The sequence below is a fragment of the Streptomyces sp. NBC_01237 genome, from assembly GCF_035917275.1.
Taxonomy (GTDB): domain Bacteria; phylum Actinomycetota; class Actinomycetes; order Streptomycetales; family Streptomycetaceae; genus Streptomyces.
In genome coordinates this window covers 7,811,650-7,830,807 of the sequence record NZ_CP108508.1, presented here as the reverse complement: position 1 = coordinate 7,830,807, position 19,158 = coordinate 7,811,650, and the positions used below count along the sequence as shown (strand labels likewise).

Genomic DNA, 19,158 nt, shown 5'->3' with positions numbered 1-19,158 from the left:
AGGGAGACCCCATGAGCAAGTCACGCCTGGAAAGCATTCTTCCGCTCTCTCCGCTGCAGGAGGGGCTTCTGTTCCACGCCCTGTACGACGAACAGTCTCCGGACGTCTATGTCGTGCAACTGGCCTTGGAATTCGAGGGAAATCTGGACCCCGAGCGGCTGCGCGCCGCCGCGGACGCGGTATTGAAGCGGCATGCCAATCTCCGTGCCGGGATCCGTCAGCGTCGTCAGCAGGAGGGCCAACCCGTTCAGCTGATCGCGGCAGACGTCAAGGCGCCATGGAAGCTGGTCGATCTGCGCGGCCACGAGGCGGAGGAGCGGATCGCCGTTCTCGAACGCGGCGTGGCGGAGGAAAAGGCCCGCCGCTTCGACATGGCCCGCCCGCCACTGCTGCGTTTCACGCTGTTCCAGCTGGCGGAGAAGCGCTTCGTTCTCCTTTTGACGGCACATCACATCCTGCTCGACGGCTGGTCCATGCCCATCCTGATGCGCGAGCTGTTCGAGCTGTACGGCACCGGCGGCAGCGATGCTGGTCTGCCACGCGTGGCCCCGTACCGGGACTACCTGTCGTGGCTGGCGGCCAGGGACCGTGAGACGGGCAAGGCCGCTTGGGCTGCCGCTCTGTCCGGTCTGGAGGAGCCGTGCCTCCTCGCCCCCGTTGGGGCGGCCGACGGGGTGGCCCGCCCCGAGAAGATCACGCGCATGGTCCCGGCGGAGCTGACCGGAGCCTTGCAGGAGCGGGCTCGCAGCCGTGGTCTGACGATGAACACCCTGATACAAGGCGCCTGGGCACTACTCCTCGGCACCCTCACCGGCCGCGACGACGTCGTGTTCGGCACAACCGTCTCCGGCCGCCCGCCGGAGCTGCCCGGCATCGAGTCGATGGTCGGCCTGTTCATCAACACCGTCCCCGTACGCATACGCCTGAACTCCTCCGAAACCCTCCTGGACCTCCTCGCCCGCGTACAACACGAGCAGACCGACCTGCTGGACCACCAATACCTCAGCCTCGCCGAAATCCAGCAGACCGCCGGCATCGGAGAACTCTTCGACACCACCACCGTCTTCGAGAACTACCCCCTCGACGCAGAGGAGTTCTCCAGCTCGATCGGCGGCCTGCGTCTGGTCCGTGCGGAGGGTGACGACGCGACGCACTACCCGCTGAGCCTCGCCGTACTGCCCGGCCGGGAACTCCAGCTGAAGCTGGGCTACCGGTCCGACCTTCTCGACGCGGACACGGTGGACAGCATCGCGTCGCGCTTTGTGGCTGTGCTGCGGGCGATAGCAGACGACCCCGCGCTGCGGGTGGGACGGGTCGATGTCCTCTCCACAGCCGAGCGACAGCGACTGCTGGTCGACTTCAACGGCCCCGGTGTGGAGACGGAGCCCGGGTGCATCCCGGCGGTGTTCGAACAGCACGCGGCCCAGACGCCGGACGCGGTCGCGGTCTCCTTCGAAGACGAGTCCCTGACCTACGCCGAGCTCAACGAACGCGCCAACCGACTGGCCCACCTCCTGATCGGCCAGGGCGTCGGCCCGGAACAGACCGTGGCACTCGCCCTGCCCCGCTCCCTCGAACTCGTGATCAGTGTCCTGGCGGTACTCAAGACCGGGGCAGCCTATCTGCCGCTGGACCCCGACTACCCGGCGGACCGTCTCACCTACACCCTGACCGACGCCCGGCCCACCCGCCTGGTGACGGTGTCCCCGGCAGCCTCCGCTCTGCCGGAGTCCGAGACGCCCGTCCTTCTCCTGGACGCCCCGCAGACCCAGACGGAACTGGCGGCTGCGGCAGCAACGAACCCCCAGAACATCGGCCTGCGCCCGGACAACGCCGCCTACATCATCTACACCTCCGGCTCCACCGGCCGCCCCAAGGGCGTCGTCATCCCCCACCAAAACGTACTGCGCCTCCTCGACGCCACCGACCACTGGTTCGGCTTCAACAACACCGACGTATGGACCCTCTTCCACTCCTACGCCTTCGACTTCTCCGTCTGGGAAATCTGGGGCGCCCTGCTCCGCGGCGGGCGCCTGGCCGTGGTCCCCCACACCACCACCCGCACCCCCGCAGACTTCCTCAACCTCCTCGTCCGCGAACACGTCACCGTCCTCAACCAAACCCCCTCAGCCTTCTACCAACTCGCCCAGGCAGACGCGGAAGAACCAACCCTGGGCGCTGAACTGGCCCTGCGGCATGTGGTGTTCGGCGGCGAAGCCCTCGACCCCAGCCGCCTCACCAGCTGGTACGAACGGCACACCCCGGACACACCCATCCTGGTGAACATGTACGGCATCACCGAGACCACCGTGCACGTCACCCACACCGCACTGGACACCTCGCACACCACCAGCACGCTCAGCACCATCGGCGTACCCATCCCCGACCTGCGCGCCTACATACTCGACGCAGACCTGCGCCTGGCACCCACCGGAACCACCGGCGAGCTCTACATCGCCGGAGCCGGCCTCGCCCGCGGCTACCTCAACCGCCCAGGACTCACCGCAGAACGCTTCATCGCCGACCCCTACAGCACCCCCGGCACCCGCATGTACCGAAGCGGCGACCTCGCCCGCTGGAACACCCACGGACAACTCCAATACCTCGGACGCGCCGACCAACAAGTCAAGATCCGCGGCTTCCGCATCGAACTCGGCGAGATCGAAGCCGCCCTCGCCGCCCACACCGACATCGCCCAGGCCGCCGCCGTCGCCCGCGACGAACAACAACTCGTCGGCTACATCGTGCCCACCGAAGGCAACACACCCGACCCCACCCAAATCCGCGACGCACTGTCCGAATCACTGCCGGACCACATGGTCCCCTCCGCCATCGTCGTACTCGACCACCTCCCCCTGACCTCCAACGGCAAGCTCGACCGAAAAGCCCTGCCCGCCCCCGACTTCGCCGCCGTCGTCGGGGACCGTGCTCCGCGCACGCCCCGCGAAGAGCTGCTGTGCGATCTGTTCGCCGAGGTGCTGGGGCTCCCCCGGGTCGGCATCGACGACAACTTCTTCGAACTCGGCGGACACTCCCTCCTCGCCACCCGCCTCATCAGCCGCATCCAGGCGACCTTCGGGGTCAAGCACACGATCAGGACCTTGTTCGAGGCGCCCACGGTGGCCGGGCTGGCCGAGCGGCTCAACTCCGACGATGTCGGCGAGGCGCTCGAAACCGTGCTCCCGCTCCGTCCGGAGGGCAGCCGCACCCCGCTGTTCTGCGTCCATCCGGCGGGCGGTCTGAGCTGGTGCTACTCGGGTCTGATGAGCGGCCTGCACACGGAGTACCCGATCTACGGCCTTCAGGCGCGCGGTATCTCGGGAGACGAGCCCCGGCCGACCAGCCTGACCCAGATGGCGGCCGACTACGTCGAGACGCTGCGCAGCATCCAGCCGCACGGCCCCTACCAGCTCCTCGGCTGGTCCTACGGCGGCACCGTCGCCTTCGCCATGGCCGTGCACCTGCGCCGGCTGGGTGAGGAAGTGGGCCTCCTGGCGATGCTCGACGCGTACCCCGAGACCCAGTTTGGGGAAAAGGTCCCCGGCGACCTGGACGCCCTCAAGCTGCTCCTCGACTACGTCGGTCTGGACATCGACGAGGAGATCACGGAGTCCACCGACATCACGCGGCTCCTGGAACTCATCCGTACGGAGAGCAGTGTGCTGGCGAACCTTGAGACCGAGCAGGTACGCGGGCTCGTCGACATCGTCATCAACAACATCCACCTGATGGACGCCTACGCCCCCGAGATGTTCGACGGCGACGTCCTCTTCTTCACCGCAACCGAGGGCAAGGCCGAGGACTGGATGAGCTACGAGGCGTGGGTGCCCTATGTGAAGGGCCAGGTGGAGAACCACCTCATCGCCTGCGAACACACCGAGATGACGGAACCCGGCCCCCTGCGGGAGATCGGCGCCGTCGTCAGCCGCGCCCTCTCGCGCCGTCCCGCGCAGCAGTGACCGACCAGGAGACATGAGTGAAACTCGACCACCTTCACGTCAGCGGCCTCGGGACCTACCTGCCCGAACGCATGAGCAGTCGGCGGGCCGTGGAACTGGGCCTGTACGAAGAGATCCTCATGCTGGACTCCGGGGTCACCGGCACCCTCGTCGCGGGTGACACACCACCCGTGGAGATGGCGGCCTCGGCTGCCCGGGAGGCCGTCGAACGCGCGGCCCAGGACCCCGCGGCCATCGACCTCCTGGTGCACTCCTGCGTGCTGCAGCCGGGCCCGGAGATGTGGTACCCGGGCGGCTACATAGCGCGTGAGCTCGGCACCGGCCACATCCCCGTCTTCGAGGTGCGGCAGGGCTGCAACGGCATGCTGGCCGCCCTGGAGCTGGCCGCCGGCCAGCTCGCCCTCGATTCCTCGCGCACCACCGCGCTGCTGACGACCTCCGACAACGCCGGAGCGGCGAGGTTCGACCGGTGGCGCGGCTACGGCCCGGGCACCGTGGTCGGTGACGCCGGAAGTGCCCTGCTGCTGGACACCGCCAGCGGATTCGCGCAAGTGCGCTCGATCAACCATGTGCTGATTCCGGAACTGGAGGCGCTGCACCGCGGGGCCGAGCCGCTGTTCGGCGGGCAGGCCCGGGAGACCGTCGACATGGTCGAGCGGGCGCGGCACTTCGGCCGTACGGGCACCTCACTCGCCGAGGTCAACGAGACCATCGCGAAGTGGCAGGGAGAGGTGGCCCGGCGCTCCCTGGACGAGGCCGGAATCGGCGTCGACGACATCGCCAAGGCCATCTACGTCAACCAGGGCCAGTACCTGGTCGAGCAGTACTTCCTGGAGCCGCTGGGCCTGCCCGAGGACAAGTCGAGCTGGGACTTCGGCCGGACGGTCGGTCACTTGGGGGCGAGCGACCACGTCGTCGCGCTCGACCACCTGGTGACGACAGGTCAGCTGCAACCGGGGGATCACGTCCTGCTGGCGGGTGCGGCACCGGGATTCGTGGTCAGCAGCGCTGTGCTGACCATCGGTGCCACCGCGTCATGGGCGATCTGAAGAGCGAGAGGAAACACAGCATGACCGGCCGCAAGCGCCAGGACAGCAAGGGCGCCGCCCTGGAGAAAAACGGGGCGGGTCGCTCCGCGACCACGAGGACCACCAGGACGAGTCCGAGGACGACCACGAAGACCACAGGGACCGCGGGAACCACGAGGACGAGAACGAAGACGACGGCCAGAACCAAGCAGGCCGAATCCGGGACGCCAAAAGTCGGCGGACCTGCCATCGCCGTCATCGGCATGGCCTGCAAGTTCCCGGGGGCGGACGGCCTCGCGGAGTTCTGGGAGCGGCTGTCCGCCGGCCACGACAGCATCGTGGAGGTGCCGCCGAGCCGGTTCGACATCGACGAGGTGTACGACCCGCGCCCCGGCACGCCCGGCAAGCTCATCAGCCGGTACGGCGGGTTCCTCGACGGCATCGACGCGTTCGACGCCGATTTCTTCGGCATCGCGCCGCGCGAGGCCCAGCACATGGACCCGCAGCAGCGGCTGCTCCTGGAGACCGCCGCGGCGGCCACGGAGGACGCGGGCCTCACTCGCGCACAGCTGGCGGCCGGCAGCACCGGTGTGTTCATCGGCTCGATGGGGCGCAACTACTGGGACACGATGAGCCGGGCCGGCGTCCTGAACCTGTACGCGAACCCCGGCACCGCCCCCAGTGTCCTGTCGGGACGGTTGTCCTACGCCTTCGACCTCAAGGGCCCGAGCTTCACCGTCGACACCGCGTGCTCCTCGTCCCTGACGGCCGTGCATCTGGCCTGTCAGAGCCTGCGCAACGGCGAGTCGTCCACGGCGCTGGTCGGTGGGGCCAACCTCGTCCTGGTCCCCGAGGAGAGCATCACCTTCTCCGACGGGAAGATGCTGTCACCCGACGGCAGGTGCAAGTTCGCCTCCGCCACCGCGGACGGTTTTGTGCGCAGTGAGGGCATCGGCGTCGTCGTCCTGAAGCTCCTGGACGATGCGATCGCGGACGGCGACGCCATCCGTGCGGTCATCCACGGTTCGGCGACCCTCAACGACGGCCGCAACGGCGGCGCGATGATCGCGCCGGCCCGGTCGGGCCAGGAGCAGACGCTGCGGGCGGCCTACGCCGACGCCGGGGTGGACCCCGCTCAGGTCGACTACGTGGAGGCCCATGGGACGGGCACCAAGGTCGGTGACCCGGTCGAACTGGGCGCGCTGACCGCGGTGCTCGGTGAGGGGCGTCCGGCAGGCCGGCCGCTGGTCGTGGGTTCGGTGAAGACGAACATCGGCCACTGTGAGGGTGCCGCCGGCATCGCCGGTCTGATCAAGGCGGTGCTGTGCCTGGAGAAGGGGGTGATCCCGGCCAGTCTGCACAGTGCGGAGCTCACGCCCGCGGTCGACTGGTCGAACGTTCCGCTGGAGGTGCCCCAGGAGCTGCGGCCGTGGCCGCAGAACGAGCGGCCGGGCCTCGCGGGCGTCAGCTCGTTCGGTATCTCCGGCACCAACGCCCATGTGGTCCTGGGTGCCTACCGGCCCGAGCCGGTCCCCGAGACCGAGGTCGAGGAGCGGCCGCGGCTGCTCGCTCTGTCCTCGCACACGCCGGAGACACTGCGGGAGACGGCGGCCGGCTATCTGCACTACCTCACCACGGGCGGGTCGGGCGGCGACCTGTCCTTGCGGGACATCGGCTTCAGTGCGGCCACCCGGCGTGAGCACCGGGAGAGCCGTCTGACCGTGGTCGGCACGTCCCACAAGGAGATCGCCGGGAAGCTGGGCTCGTTCCTCGACGGCGCGTCCACGCCGCTGCTGCGGTCGGCCGACGATGTGTACGAGTCGCCCGCGCAGGTGGTATTCGTGTTTCCCGGCCAAGGCTCCCAGTGGGTCGGCATGGGGCGTGAACTGCTGTGTACACAGCCGGAGTTCAGGCGGGCGATGGAGGAGTGCGACGCGGCGATCCGTGCCGAGGCGGGCTGGTCCGTGATCGAGCGGCTGACCGAGGGTTCGGCGCTCGACGGCGTCGACGTCATTCAGCCGACGCTGTGGGCGATGGAGGTCGCCCTGGCCGCGGTCTGGCGGGCGTGGGGCGTCGAGCCCGACTACGTCGTGGGCCACAGCATGGGTGAGGCCGCCGCCGCGTGTGTGTCGGGAGCGCTGAGCGTCGCCGACGCCGCCGCCGTCATCTGCCGCCGCAGCGCCCTGGCGAAGGAGGTGTCCGGCCGTGGCGCCATGGCCTCTGTGGAGCTGAGTGCCGAGGAGGCCCGTCGCGAGCTGGAGCCGTACGCCGACACTATTTCGGTGGCCGCGATCAACGGCCCCCGGTCGACGATCCTGTCCGGTGACGGGGACGCGATGCGGGGCCTGCTGGCCTCGCTCCAGCAGCGCGGTGTGTTCTGCCGTCTGGTGCGGGTCGACTTCGCCTCGCACGGCCCGCAGGTGGAGCCGATACGGCAGCCCCTGCTCGACGGGCTGCGGACGCTGAGCCCGCGGGCCGGAAGCGTGCCGATGTATTCCACGGTCCTGACGGAGCCCGTGGACGGCAGCGGTCTCGACGCCGACTACTGGGCCCGCAACCTGCGCGAGCCGGTGCATTTCGGGCCGGTCATCGAGCGGCTCCTGGAGGGCGGCCGCACCCTCTTCGTCGAGATCAGCCCGCACCCGATCCTCACCCCGGCGATGAGCGAGTACATCGACCGGTCGGACGGCGGGAGCCTCGCGGTCGGCTCCACCCGGCGCGGCGAGCCCGAAGTACCGGCTCTGCTGGACTCGTTCGGCGCGCTCCATCTCAGTGGGCATCCGGTGGACCTGGCCAGGCCCTTCGAGCCGGAGGCGCGGTATGTCCGGCTGCCCGGGCCCGCGTGGCAGCGGCAGACATACTGGTTCCCCGAGGCGCCGGAGGGCGGCGGGCCGGTCACCCGCCGCACGGTGTCTTCCGGGGCGGCGGGCGACGGTCACCCGTTGCTGGGCGCTCCCGTCCAGGGCGTCGACCATGTCTGGGAGGGGGCCCTCGACCTCGGGCGCAACGCTTACCTGCGGGACCATCAGGTGCAGGGTGTGGTGATCCTGCCCGGTACGGCCTCCGTCGAGCTGGTGTCCGCTGCCGGTGCGGTCGCCTTCGGGGCGCCGCCCGCGCTCCGCGACATCACGTACCACGAGGGCATCTTCGTCAACCCCGCCGAGGAGCCGCCGGTCCTGCGTGTCTCCCTGGACCGGAAGTCCGACGGCACCTGGACCTTCGAGATCAGCACCCGGTACGCCGACGACGAGCCTCGGCGCAATGTCACCGGGCGCGTCGACCCGTCCGAGCCGGCCGCACCCCGTGGTCCCGGCGAGTCGCGGGAAGCCGTTCAGCGGCGCGGCCGGACGGCCGAGGGGCAGGAGTTCTACCGCCGGTTCGCGGCGAAGGGCAATCAGTGGCTGGGGGCCTTCCAGGGCATCGAGCGGCTGTGGACCCGGGACGGCGAGGCTCTCGCCCGTGTCGAGATCCCGGCGTCGATCCGCGACGGTGTGGCGCACCATCTCTTCCACCCCGCCCTCCTCGACGCCTGCGGGCACACTTTGGCCGCGGTGGTGGAGGAGTCCGCCCCGGGGAGCGAGCACGACGCATTCGTCCTGGGCGGGATCGACCGGGTGCGCCTCCACGGCACTCCGCGGGGCACGCTCTGGAGTCACGCGGTGCGTACCGAGATCCGCTCTGACGCCCTGGTGGGCGATGTCGAGATCCGGGACGAGGACGGCACGCTGCTCGCCGAGTTCCAGGGCCTGCGGCTGCGGTACCTCATACCGCAGGAGCCTGCGCGAGACGCGTCCGGGTGGGTGCACGAGGTGATGTGGCGGCCGGCCGTGCCCGCCGTCGCCGGCCGCCCGGACACCGGGTTCTGGCTGGTGTTCGCCGATTCCGGCGGTACCGCCGAAGCGCTCACCGCCCGCCTGGGCGGGCGGTGCATCGTCGTCGCGCCGGGCGCCGGGTACGCGAAGCGTGACGCCGACCGGTACGACATCGACCCCGTGGCGGCCGATGACTACCGAGCGCTGCTGGACGACGTCCGGCGGGAGACCGGCGACCTGGTGTGCGAGGGCATCGTTCACCTGTGGTCGTGCGACACCTCGGACCCGCGTTCCGCCGACGCGGACCCTGCCGCTTCGGTGGCGCTGGCCGAGCGGCTCGGCTGCCACAGTGTGCTGCGGCTGTTCCACGCCCTGGACGCGACGGCGTGGCCCGACACCCGCGTCTGGCTGGTCACCGGCGGCGCCCAGCAACTGCCGGGGCACGAGGGCCTGGTCTCGGTCGGCCAGGCCATGCTGTGGGGATTCGGCCGTTCACTGATCCAGGAGTACGGCCAGTGGCGTGGCGCCCTGGTCGACCTGCCCGCGGGCGGAGGCGCCCGTGCCGCCGAGCAGCTCGCAGCCGAGTTGCTGTCGGACGGGACGGAGAACCAGATCGCCTACCGCGCCGGGAAGCGATACGTGGCACGTCTGACGCGCCGCCATGTGCCCGCCGCGGATCACTCAGGCACGGGTCCGGCGCCCGGGTCGCAGGCCGCCGGCCAGGGCCGCTTCGAGGTCAACACCCCTGAGGTCGGCCTCCTCGACCGGCTCGGGCCGCTGCCCGCCAAACACCGCCGGCCCGGCCCGGGCGAGGTCGAGATCCGCGTGCGCCATGCGGCACTGAACTACCGCGACGTCCTGACCGCTCTGGGCCGTTACCCGGGCGCGCCACGGGGCGCCAAGCTCGGCTGGGAGTGTGCGGGCGTCGTCACTACGCTCGGTGACGGTGTCGCCGGCCTGCGCGTCGGTGACGAGGTGGTCGCCGTCGCCGAGGGGGCGCTCGCCAGCCACGTGGTCGCCGACGCCCACCTGGTGGCTCCGGTTCCGGCACGGTTGCTGGCGGAGGAGGCGCTCACCCTGCCGGCCGCCTACCTCACGGCGTACTACGGCCTGTGCGAGCTGGCTGCCCTCGCTCCCGGCGAGCGGGTCCTGATCCATGCGGCGACCGGCGGCGTGGGACTGGCCGCGCTGCAGATCGCCCGCTGGCGGGGAGCGGAGGTCTACGCGACTGCCGGCAGTCCGCACAAGCGGGCGCTGCTGAGGGCCATGGGCGTCAAGCACGTCGCCGATTCCCGCTCCGGGGACTTCGCCGAGTCGGTCTTGGCCGCGACACGCGGGAAGGGCGTGCACGTGGTCCTCAACTCCCTCGCGGGCGAGGCGATCGAGCAGAATCTGTCCCTGCTCGCGCCGTACGGCAGGTATGTGGAGCTGAGCAAGAAGGACCTGCTGGAGAACAGTGCCATCGGTCTGCTGCCCTTCTCGAAGAACCTCTCGTTCTTCTCGGTGGACGTCATCGATCTCTTCCGCAACCGTCCCGAGAAGGCGGGGGCGCTGCTGGAGCGCATCTTCGAACTCGTCGACGGGCGGGTGCTCGAACCGCTGCCGTACGAGGTGTACGACGTCGGGGACGTGGAGTCGGCGTTCCGGCAGATGGCCCGGGCGAGGCACGTCGGCAAGATTCTGGTGCGTTTCGACGAGGCGCCGGAGCCGTCCCGGTCCGTCGCGCCGGCCGGCGGTGGTCAGCGGCTCTCGGCCGACGGCACGTATCTGGTCACGGGCGGGCTCGGCGGCATCGGCCTGAAGCTGGCCGAATGGCTGGTCGGATGCGGGGCGGGGCATGTGATGCTGCTCGGCCGCAGCCCTCTGGGCGATCGGGCCGTGGCACTTGACCGCCTGAACCGCACCGGCGCGCAGGTCACCTACCACGCGGTGGACGTGGCCGACGAAACGGCGATGCGCGGTCTGCTGCAGGAGCACACGGGCGGCGGCCGGCCGCCGGTGAAGGGCGTGATCCACGCCGCCGGGGTGCTCGACCTGGTCTCCGCAGCCGAGCTGGGCATCGAGCAGTTCGAGGCCATGGTCCGGCCGAAGGCCCTCGGAGCGTGGACGCTGCACCGGCTGCTGGAGCGCGAGCAGCTCGACTTCTTCGTGTTGTTCTCCTCCGCTTCGGCAATCCTCGGCTCGCCGCGCCTGAGCGCGTACGCGGCCGCCAACGCGTCCCTGGACGCCATGGCGCACCTGCGCCGGTCGCAGGGGCTGCCGGCACTCTCGGTGAACTGGGGCTTCTGGGCGTCCGTCGGCATGGTGGCCCGGTATGCGGAGCAGCACGGCCGGGTACTGACGCCGCAGGGCATGCAGAGTTTCACGCCGGAGGAAGGCATCGCCCTGCTCCAGCATCTCCTCGACGCCTCGGTCACCCAGGTCACCGTCCTCCCTGCGGACTGGGTCCGCTGGCGCGCCGCATACCCCGACGCCGCACGCGACCCGCTGCTGAGCGAAATGTTCCACTCCGCGTCGGAATCCACCCAGGTACCGGAGTCGAAGTCTGCACCGGTGGTCGTGGAGCCAGTCGCGGCTCCGGCGCCCTCCACACGCAGGAGCACTGATATACAGAACTTCCTGGTGAATCGGGTCGCAAAGGTACTGGCACTTCCCGCCGACCGATTGAGTGTGCGCAAGCCGCTGAACCGGATGGGAATGGACTCCCTCATGGCGACGGAAGTACGCAGCGAAATCCAACGCGAATTCGGCGTGATCCTACCGCTGGCCAAAATACTCAGCGGTCAGAGCCTGGCCGACCTCACCGACTTCGTTTCCTCGCAGAACGGGGCGCGCACGGAATCCGTCCCCGCCGAACCCTCGACTCCATCCGTACCGGATCCTGCATCGATGGTTGGGGAGACAGCGGCGGCTGAGACAGCTTCCGCAGAGAGAAGCAGTGATGTACAGAGCTTCCTGGTGAAACGGGTCGCAAAGGTACTGGCACTTCCCGCCGACCGATTGAGTGTGCGCAAGCCGCTGAACCGGATGGGAATGGACTCCCTCATGGCGACGGAAGTACGCAGCGAAATCCAACGTGAGTTCGGTGTGATCCTTCCGCTGGCCAAAATACTCAGCGGTCAGAGCCTGGCCGACCTCACCGACTTCGTCTCGGAGGAACTGACCACGAAGGGCTGAGGTCACAGCCGACGAGCCCGGGCCTCATGGGTCCGGGCCCCTCGGAGTCACGGCTTCGGCGTAGTCGAACGACGTCCGGTTCGCGACGAGAAGTCAGAAACGTGGCGGGGTGGCAAGCGAAGCAGGCACGGCTTCCAAGGTCATGGGGTTCTCGACGCCCCGTGATCCCGGTGGAAGACCGTGCCTGCCGACGCAGCATCCCCGATCCCTGCCGCTCTTGACCAACTCCGCGCGCCCGCCTCGGCAGAAATGCCCGGACTGCTGGAGCGCCTGGCTGACGTCCCCGGCCCGCGTGATCCACGCGGAGTGCGCCACTCAATGTCGACCACCGTGTCCGCCTTCGCCTGAGCGGCCCGCAGCATCCGGTCGAACGTCCCGTCCGCCGCCCACCGGCGAAAACGCGTGTGCAACGTGACCCACGGACCCTAGCGCCCGAGTACATCCCGCCAGGCGACACCGGTGTGGAACTTCCACACGATCCCGTTCACGACCTGGCGCCGGTCCCGCACGGGTCTGCCCATGCGCCCCGGCGCCAGCAACGGAGCGATCAACGCCCAGGACTCATCCGTCAGTTCATATCGTCGCACCACAAACGGAGCAACGAGCAATCGATTACGGACACGGCCTATTAGGGCGTGTATCGAATGTGCTGGTCACAGCCACTCATTGATGACTGCGATGAGGACGGTCGCTTCGTATCGGACCGCAAGCTTGTCGTACCTCGTGGCCACGGCCCGGTTTCGCTTGAGGCGATTGATGCCGCACTCAACCGCGTGGCGTTCGCGGTAGTCGATCTTGTCGAACTTCGGCGGCCGTCCACCGTGCGAGCCGAGGTTCTTGCGGTTCCGGGCCTGGTCCGCCTTGTCTGGAATCGTGCAGCGGATACCGCGCCTGCGCAGGTAGGCGCGGTTCTTTCGGGAGGCGTACGCCTTGTCGGCGCGGACCCGATTCGGACGGGTGCGTGGCCTGCCCGGACCGGGACGGGAGACGCGGATCTTCTCCAGGACGGGTTCGAACTGCGGAGAGTCCCCTCGCTGTCCGGCAGTGATCACGATCGACATCGGCTTCTGGCCCTGCTCGACGGCCAGATGCAGCTTGGTCGTCAGACCGCCGCGCGAGCGTCCAAGGCCGTGGTCGTCCGGCTCCGCCGTGCCGACACCGCCGGGCGGCTCCTTTTGTAGATCCCCCTTTTCCGCGCCCCGGCGGCGTGCTGGTGGGCCCGGCACACGGTGGAGTCGACGTTGATGTCCCAGGTTATGAGTTCCTTGGCGTCCGACTGGGCCTGCAGTTCGACAAGGATGCTCTGCCAGGTCCCGTCCCGCTGCCAGCGGCGGAACAAGTCGTACACCCGGCCCCAGGGGCCGTACCTCTCCGGGACATCTCGCCATGGGACGCCAGTGCGGGTCCGAAACCGTATGCCGTCGATCAGCTGCCGTCTTGTCCATATCGGTGGACGTCCCGGCTTCTTGCCCCCGGGCAGCAACGGCGCCAGCCGGTCCCACTGGGTATCCGTCAGATCTCCACGCGCCACCTGGCGATCATCGCAGAGGCTGATCGACTTCAGAACTGGAGGCCAGACTGGTCGCAGTCAGGATCGTTTCGACTGTCCCTTCAACCGTCTGCGCAGCGTTGTCGATCCAGGTTCCCTGCTGCCCGAGCTCGGAGCGCATCGCCCCATCCAGTGGCGACCAGTCCGTGGCCAGGGCCTTCTCCCGAGCCTGGTTGCGCCGCCATGCCTCCGCCGGGCCGGGAGCCAGGACGACGATGTGGAGTGGCACGGCCGCCAGCGTCGTGCGGTAGAAGTCAAGGTGGGAACGACGGACCACGACATCATCGAGCACCGGGATGAAACCGGCCCGCACGAAACTGTCCGCCAGAAGGCACGCGTTGCGGGCCCGCAGGAAAATCTGCCGGTCGGCTTCCGCGTTCGCGGTCGGCGAGGGCCATTGCCCACCGCTGACGATCATCTGCTGAAGTGCGTCCACCTCGATATGGGCCGACATCCGGAACCGGCCGGCCAGCGCAGCGGCCACCGTCGACTTCCCACTCCCGGGGATGCCGGTCAGCAGGACAGCCCCGGCGGCCGGCTCGCGGTCGACGGGCACCAGATCCAAGCTCATACGACTCCTCCAAGCGCAAATGATCAGGGCTTTGAGGGTACGTGCTGCCCCTGATTCGCCGAGTCGGCGACTGCTTGATCCACTTTCAACACACTCCCTAGTGCTTGGTCAGGTCGGTTGTGGTGGTGCGTGTCTATCGGGTTCGGTGTGGCGTTGAGGGTGTGTGACTCCGGACGAGATTGTGGCGGTGCGTGGTGAGTTGGAGGCGTTCGCGGCGGAGGTGTTCGAGCCGTTCGCGCGGAAGGATCAGCGTCGGTGGGGGCAGGTCTATCTGCGGGGGCTGCTGACCGACGGGCGGCGCAAGTCGGTCGAGCCGATGGCGGCCCGGCTGGGCGAGGACGGGAATCGGCAGGCGCTGGCCAATTTCGTGACCACCAGTCCCTGGGATCCGGCGCATGTGCGGGCCAGGGTGGCCTGGAGAATGGAAACGGCGATCCGGCCGTCCGCGCTCATTTTCGACGACACGGGGTTCCTCAAGGACGGGGCGCTTCGGCGTGCGTGGCGCGGCAGTACACCGGCACGGCGGGCAAGGTCACCAAGGGCATCGACCACAACCCCTCCCTCGAACAGGCCCTCGCCTACCTCCGTCACCGCCACGGCGATCTTCTTCCCGACCAACTGCGCCAGCCGGCCGCAGTTCCCACGCCCCGCACCGGGGCAGCCCATAATCCGGCTGTCTGATCCGGCCCGGGCGAAGGTCTGGGCCCGCCCAAGAGCTCTCCACGCCAGACCATAGCCCCGACCACGGGTCCGACCATGCCGTGTCGAAAGACGGACGCGAACTGCGTCTCGCACTGGCCTGGTAGTGCGCGCAACCGGCGACCAACTCCAGATCGTGGGCACCAATCGCAAGGCGACACGGTGACGAGTCGGCCCGGCCGCCGCCTCACCTCATACGGCCCCCTGTTGCGCTGGAGGTTGCGACAGGTGTTGGGTGGTGTTGCCGACGTACTCACGTTTCACTCGACGACCTGTTCCGCCAGGCCGAGGCAGCAGGCCGCGGGCTGTGGTCCGCTGGGTACGAGGAGCGGGATATCGCGTCATTCGTTGCCGCCCTGCTCTCTGCCCAGATCAGCATGGTCGCCGACGTCCGCCCGACGCCCATCAGCCGCAAGCTGGGCTTACCAAGACCCACCTCACACGCGCCGTCGATGAGGCCGGCATCGCCTACACCCACCTGCGCGCCCCGGGCAACCCGAAGGATAACCGGGCCCTGTTGCGGGACGGGCGGGTCAGCGAGGGCGAGCGCGCTTCCGTAGCCTGCTGCACTCCGATGCGCGGGCCACGCAACACGTCTCATCCGAACGAACGTCCTCTCACAAAGCTCCGAATTACCGCGGAAGTTACGGGCATCGTCTCCGGGGCAACACACCCGGGAACCGCGAGAGGTCCACATGCACCAGACCCTCAACGAGCGGCAGCAGACCGTGCTCGATTGGGTGGGCCAGGGATGTCCCGACGGAGTCTGGCCGGACAGCACATTCAAGGTCAGCGCTCAGGCACTACAGAGTCGCGGACTCATCAAAATCACCAAACGCCGAGGACATTGGAGCGCCAACCTCACCGACAGAGGGCGGCAGCATCTCACCGACCGCGGCATCTGCCCCGTCGAGCAGAACGCTGCACCACCCGCGCAGCCCAGCCGCAAACCGGCACCACGCCCCAAGACCGCACCCAGGGCCCGTACGAACTACACAGACCAACTCCTCGAAGAACTGGCCGCGAACGACGGCTGCCTCATCAAGCCCATCGAACCCGGCCCACACGCAGTGAATTGGACATCACGGGTGAACACCGCCCGCAAGTCCGGCAAGATCCCGCGCACACAAGAGCTCTACGCATACCGCACCCACCGCGGCTACGAAATCAAACTCGTCGACATCCCCGCCTGGCGCCTCGCCGAACTCACCCCGCTCCCCGTTCCGGCCAGACTCACCAAACCCCACTCCCTCGTGGCCGCCCTCCAACAACGGCCACAGCCCATGGGGCTCACCAAATCCATCCAAGGCCGAGCCCTGCGCATCATCCAGGCCCTCATCATCGCCACCGAATCACAAGGCCATAAGACAGCACTCGGAACCACGCAAGGCGCTCCCCCACCCCACCGTCGCCGCAGCGCACCACCACACTTCACCATCACCGCCCAAGGCGAAAGCGTCGGATTCCTCGTCCTTCAAGAACAGGACCGCAGCGAACACATCCCCACAGACAAGGAACTCGCCGACGCCAAGAAGCACTCATGGATGCGCATCGCCCGCTTCGACTACACCCCCTCAAACCGCCTGCGCTTCATCCTCCGCGGCGGCAGCCCGCACCGTGCGAGCGAATGGGCCGATGTCCCCGAGAGGCCACTAGAAGACCAACTCGCCGAAATCGCACAAGAAGTCGACCTCCGCGGCAAAGCCGCAGAACACAAACGCCTTGCAGACCAGCAGGCCAGGGAAGCCCAGCAGAGGCGCTGGGAAAGCGCCATGGAGGAAGCGCGCACCGCATACGCCTACGCCTATCGCGTTACGCACCTCGAAGAACAAGCAGACGCCTGGCACCAGTCCAAGCGCCTGACCGAATACGTCACAGCAGTACGCGACCACGCCACATCGCTGCCACCCGGACAGGAAAGAACAGAGATCGAGGCGTGGCTCGCCTTCACGGACGCCCGGCTCCAGCACCTCACCGAGTCCGCCGCAGCGCCGAAGCTGCCCACCCCACCCAAGCCCAGCGGCGACGACCTCAAGCCTTTCCTCGGCCACTGGAGCCCTTACGGACCCCGTTCCTACTGAGCCTTAAATCAGGCGATATCGAGCACCGTTTCACCAAGAGGCGGTAAAGAGGGAGCCTCTCAAGCCGCACTCGACACACCGCCACCTGCAGGAATGACCACGTGACGCCTCATCAGGACGTGCGTCAAACGTGCGTCAGACGTGCGTCACGTGCGTCGAATATGCGTCAAGATATCGCCCGTAACGCCCACAGCGCACATAACGCACACTCGGCGAAACCGCAGGTCAGACGCCCTTTGCGGCGGGCTCAAGGATCGCGACGCACTCGACATGGTGGGTCATCGAGAAACATTGATCGGCACAGTACGTGATACTCACCGCGTCGCAAACGAGGGCAACATAGCCGAACATCGCCGGTTAGCCAAACCGGCGCTTCTGCAGACGATTGTTGTCCACCGTTTGCCCAGAGCACCACTGCGGATCAGTTCCATCAGAAGGGACTCACCGCTTCTGTGCATGCAGAACCCCACGGTTCTCCACCTGCGGGACGCGTCGCTTGTCGCCGAACGCCTTCTTCGGTATCCCTTTGGTGCTCCATACCCCCGGAGATCCACCACCCTTGCCCACCGAACCGATAGCAGACTACACAGACCGTCAAACGCACATGAAGAATGAGGGCGATGCCCCATTCGTCCGAGATGACAGCCGGTCGTCTCTCCTGGCCAATGCCTGGTATTCGACGAGCGACCTCGCCGCCTGCCTGCGTGTAGATTCCTCGACCCTGCGCCGTTGGCGCACCGCTCGACCTCCCCAGGGCCCGCCGTTTGTCGCCGTTTCGAAACGCGTCATCATGTACAGCACGCTCGACGTTGAGGAATGGCTGCACAGCGTCCGGACCGTCCCGCCTCGAGAAGCCTGATGGCCGATAAAGCCGTTGTACCGGTCGGTGTCCGACTCACCACCGACATCGAGTACCGGCCTGATCGCCCCAACCCGTACCGCGCGCGAGTCCGCTGGTTCGATCCGGCTACGAAGCGGCGTCTGTCCCTGTCGGAGGGGAAGGCGGACGAGGATAAAGCGCAGGAGTGGCTCCAGTCCATCATCGAAGCGGCTGAGGCAGGACTGTCCCCGTCGCTCGCCACCATGAAGCTCGCCGAATACGGCAACGCGAACATGGACCTCGCCCTGCGCGGCCTGGAGTTGAAAACACTCGACCCCTACCTGTCAGGCTGGCGGATGCGTGTCGTGCCCGCCCTGGGCCACGTCGCGGTCCGGATGATCACCAACGGCGCTGTCGACCGCACCGTGCAGAACTGGATCGCCGACGAGCTCAGCCGCTCAACGGTCAAGAACACCATCGCCGTCCTGGTCCGCGTCATGGAGCAGGCAGTCCGCGACGGCATCATCAAGGTGAACCCCGCCCGGGTGACCGGCTGGCAGAAGCTCTACAAGCAGGCCGAGGACGAACTGCTCGACCCACGCGCGCTCGCCCTGCCCGACTGGGAAACACTCGTCGCACTGGCCGACGCACTCGTGGCCGCCTCCCACGACGAGTACCGCGGCTGGGGAGACGTGGTCATCTTCGCCGCGTGCACCGCCGCACGGATCGGCGAGATCTCAGGCTGCCGCGTCGGAGACATCGACACCACCCAGTGGATCTGGACCGTGCGGCGTCAGACCACACCCGCGCCCGGCGGACTGACCGACAAGGGCACCAAGGGCAAGCGGGTCCGCAAGGTTCCCATCGTCGAGGAGATCCGCCCCCTCGTCGCCCAGCGCATCCTGTCCGCAGGCCCCAATCCCGACGCCCGCCTGTTCACGGGCCCACGAGGCGGACGCATCTCCACCGCCGTCCTGCGCGACGCCACACACTGGGACGACGTGGTCACCAAGCTCGGCTACGAGCATCTGCGCCGCCACGACCTCCGGCACACCGGACTGACCTGGTTCGCCGACGCCGGGGTCCAAGTACACGTCCTCCGCAGAATCGCCGGCCACGGTTCACTGACCACCACCCAGCGCTACCTTCACCCGGATGTCCACAAGATCACCGCAGCCGGGGCGGCGCTCTCGGCCCACTTCAGCGCGCTGCGCGCACCACGCTCACTGCCGAGCCCCATCGTCATGACCCGCTGACCCGGTCAAGGACGCCGGATCCTCGCTGGTCCCCAACTGGTCCCCAAAAATGGTCAAGGGCCGGTTTCGGATTGCTCCGAAACCGGCCCTTGATCTGCGACTGTCTCCAGTCGGGACGACAGGATTTGAACCTGCGACCCCTTGACCCCCAGTCAAGTGCGCTACCAAGCTGCGCCACGTCCCGTTGCCCGCTTGACCTGGGCTTT

General features: G+C 68.1%; 7 protein-coding genes, 1 tRNA gene and 2 pseudogenes. 6 read left to right on the top strand and 4 right to left on the bottom strand.

Translation table 11 applies throughout. The features are described 5' to 3' along the window. Positions 1 to 11 precede the first annotated feature (11 nt). The 3 genes from OG251_RS34595 to OG251_RS34585 are packed head-to-tail and all read left to right on the top strand — an operon-like array spanning position 12 to position 11,976. On the top strand, positions 12 to 3,959 hold the full coding sequence (locus OG251_RS34595) for a non-ribosomal peptide synthetase (RefSeq protein WP_326680795.1): 3,948 nt from the start codon (positions 12 to 14) through the stop codon (positions 3,957 to 3,959). 17 nt (positions 3,960 to 3,976) lie between these two features. Next, positions 3,977 to 5,008 (top strand): ketoacyl-ACP synthase III family protein, encoded by a 1,032-nt coding sequence (locus OG251_RS34590; protein WP_326680794.1) that lies wholly within the window; start codon positions 3,977 to 3,979, stop codon positions 5,006 to 5,008. A 20-nt stretch (positions 5,009 to 5,028) separates the two neighbouring features. Next, positions 5,029 to 11,976, top strand: coding sequence for a type I polyketide synthase (locus OG251_RS34585; RefSeq protein WP_326680793.1), 6,948 nt, complete (start codon positions 5,029 to 5,031; stop codon positions 11,974 to 11,976). Positions 11,977 to 12,287: 311 nt separating this feature from the next. Here the strand turns inward: OG251_RS34585 and OG251_RS34580 are convergent. The 3 genes and pseudogenes from OG251_RS34580 to OG251_RS34570 form a co-directional block, all read right to left on the bottom strand. Next, positions 12,288 to 12,584, bottom strand: a pseudogene (locus OG251_RS34580) (transposase); the annotation flags it as partial. A 45-nt stretch (positions 12,585 to 12,629) separates the two neighbouring features. Further along, positions 12,630 to 13,507, bottom strand: a protein-coding gene (locus tag OG251_RS34575; protein ID WP_406484926.1) for an IS5 family transposase whose coding sequence is annotated in 2 segments (ribosomal slippage) — positions 12,630 to 13,115 and positions 13,118 to 13,507 — 876 coding nt in all. Because the reading frame shifts where the segments join, the coding sequence is not laid out codon by codon here. A gap of 7 nt (positions 13,508 to 13,514) precedes the next feature. Beyond that, on the bottom strand, positions 13,515 to 14,096 hold the full coding sequence (locus tag OG251_RS34570; RefSeq protein ID WP_326680791.1) for an AAA family ATPase: 582 nt from the start codon (positions 14,094 to 14,096) through the stop codon (positions 13,515 to 13,517). 163 nt (positions 14,097 to 14,259) lie between these two features. Between OG251_RS34570 and OG251_RS34565 the strand changes: the two are divergent. From OG251_RS34565 to OG251_RS34555, 3 genes and pseudogenes are all read left to right on the top strand, one after another. Then, positions 14,260 to 14,633: pseudogene (locus OG251_RS34565) on the top strand (transposase); the annotation flags it as partial. An 857-nt stretch (positions 14,634 to 15,490) separates the two neighbouring features. Further along, on the top strand, positions 15,491 to 16,876 hold the full coding sequence (locus tag OG251_RS34560) for a hypothetical protein (RefSeq protein ID WP_326680790.1): 1,386 nt from the start codon (positions 15,491 to 15,493) through the stop codon (positions 16,874 to 16,876). 858 nt (positions 16,877 to 17,734) lie between these two features. After that, a complete protein-coding gene (locus OG251_RS34555; RefSeq protein ID WP_326680789.1) occupies positions 17,735 to 18,952 on the top strand; it encodes a tyrosine-type recombinase/integrase in 1,218 nt (405 codons plus the stop codon). Between the two features lie 110 nt (positions 18,953 to 19,062). On the opposite strand, the gene OG251_RS34550 is transcribed toward OG251_RS34555, so the two are convergent. Continuing rightward, positions 19,063 to 19,136 (bottom strand) — tRNA-Pro (locus tag OG251_RS34550). Between the last annotated feature and the right edge of the window lie 22 nt (positions 19,137 to 19,158).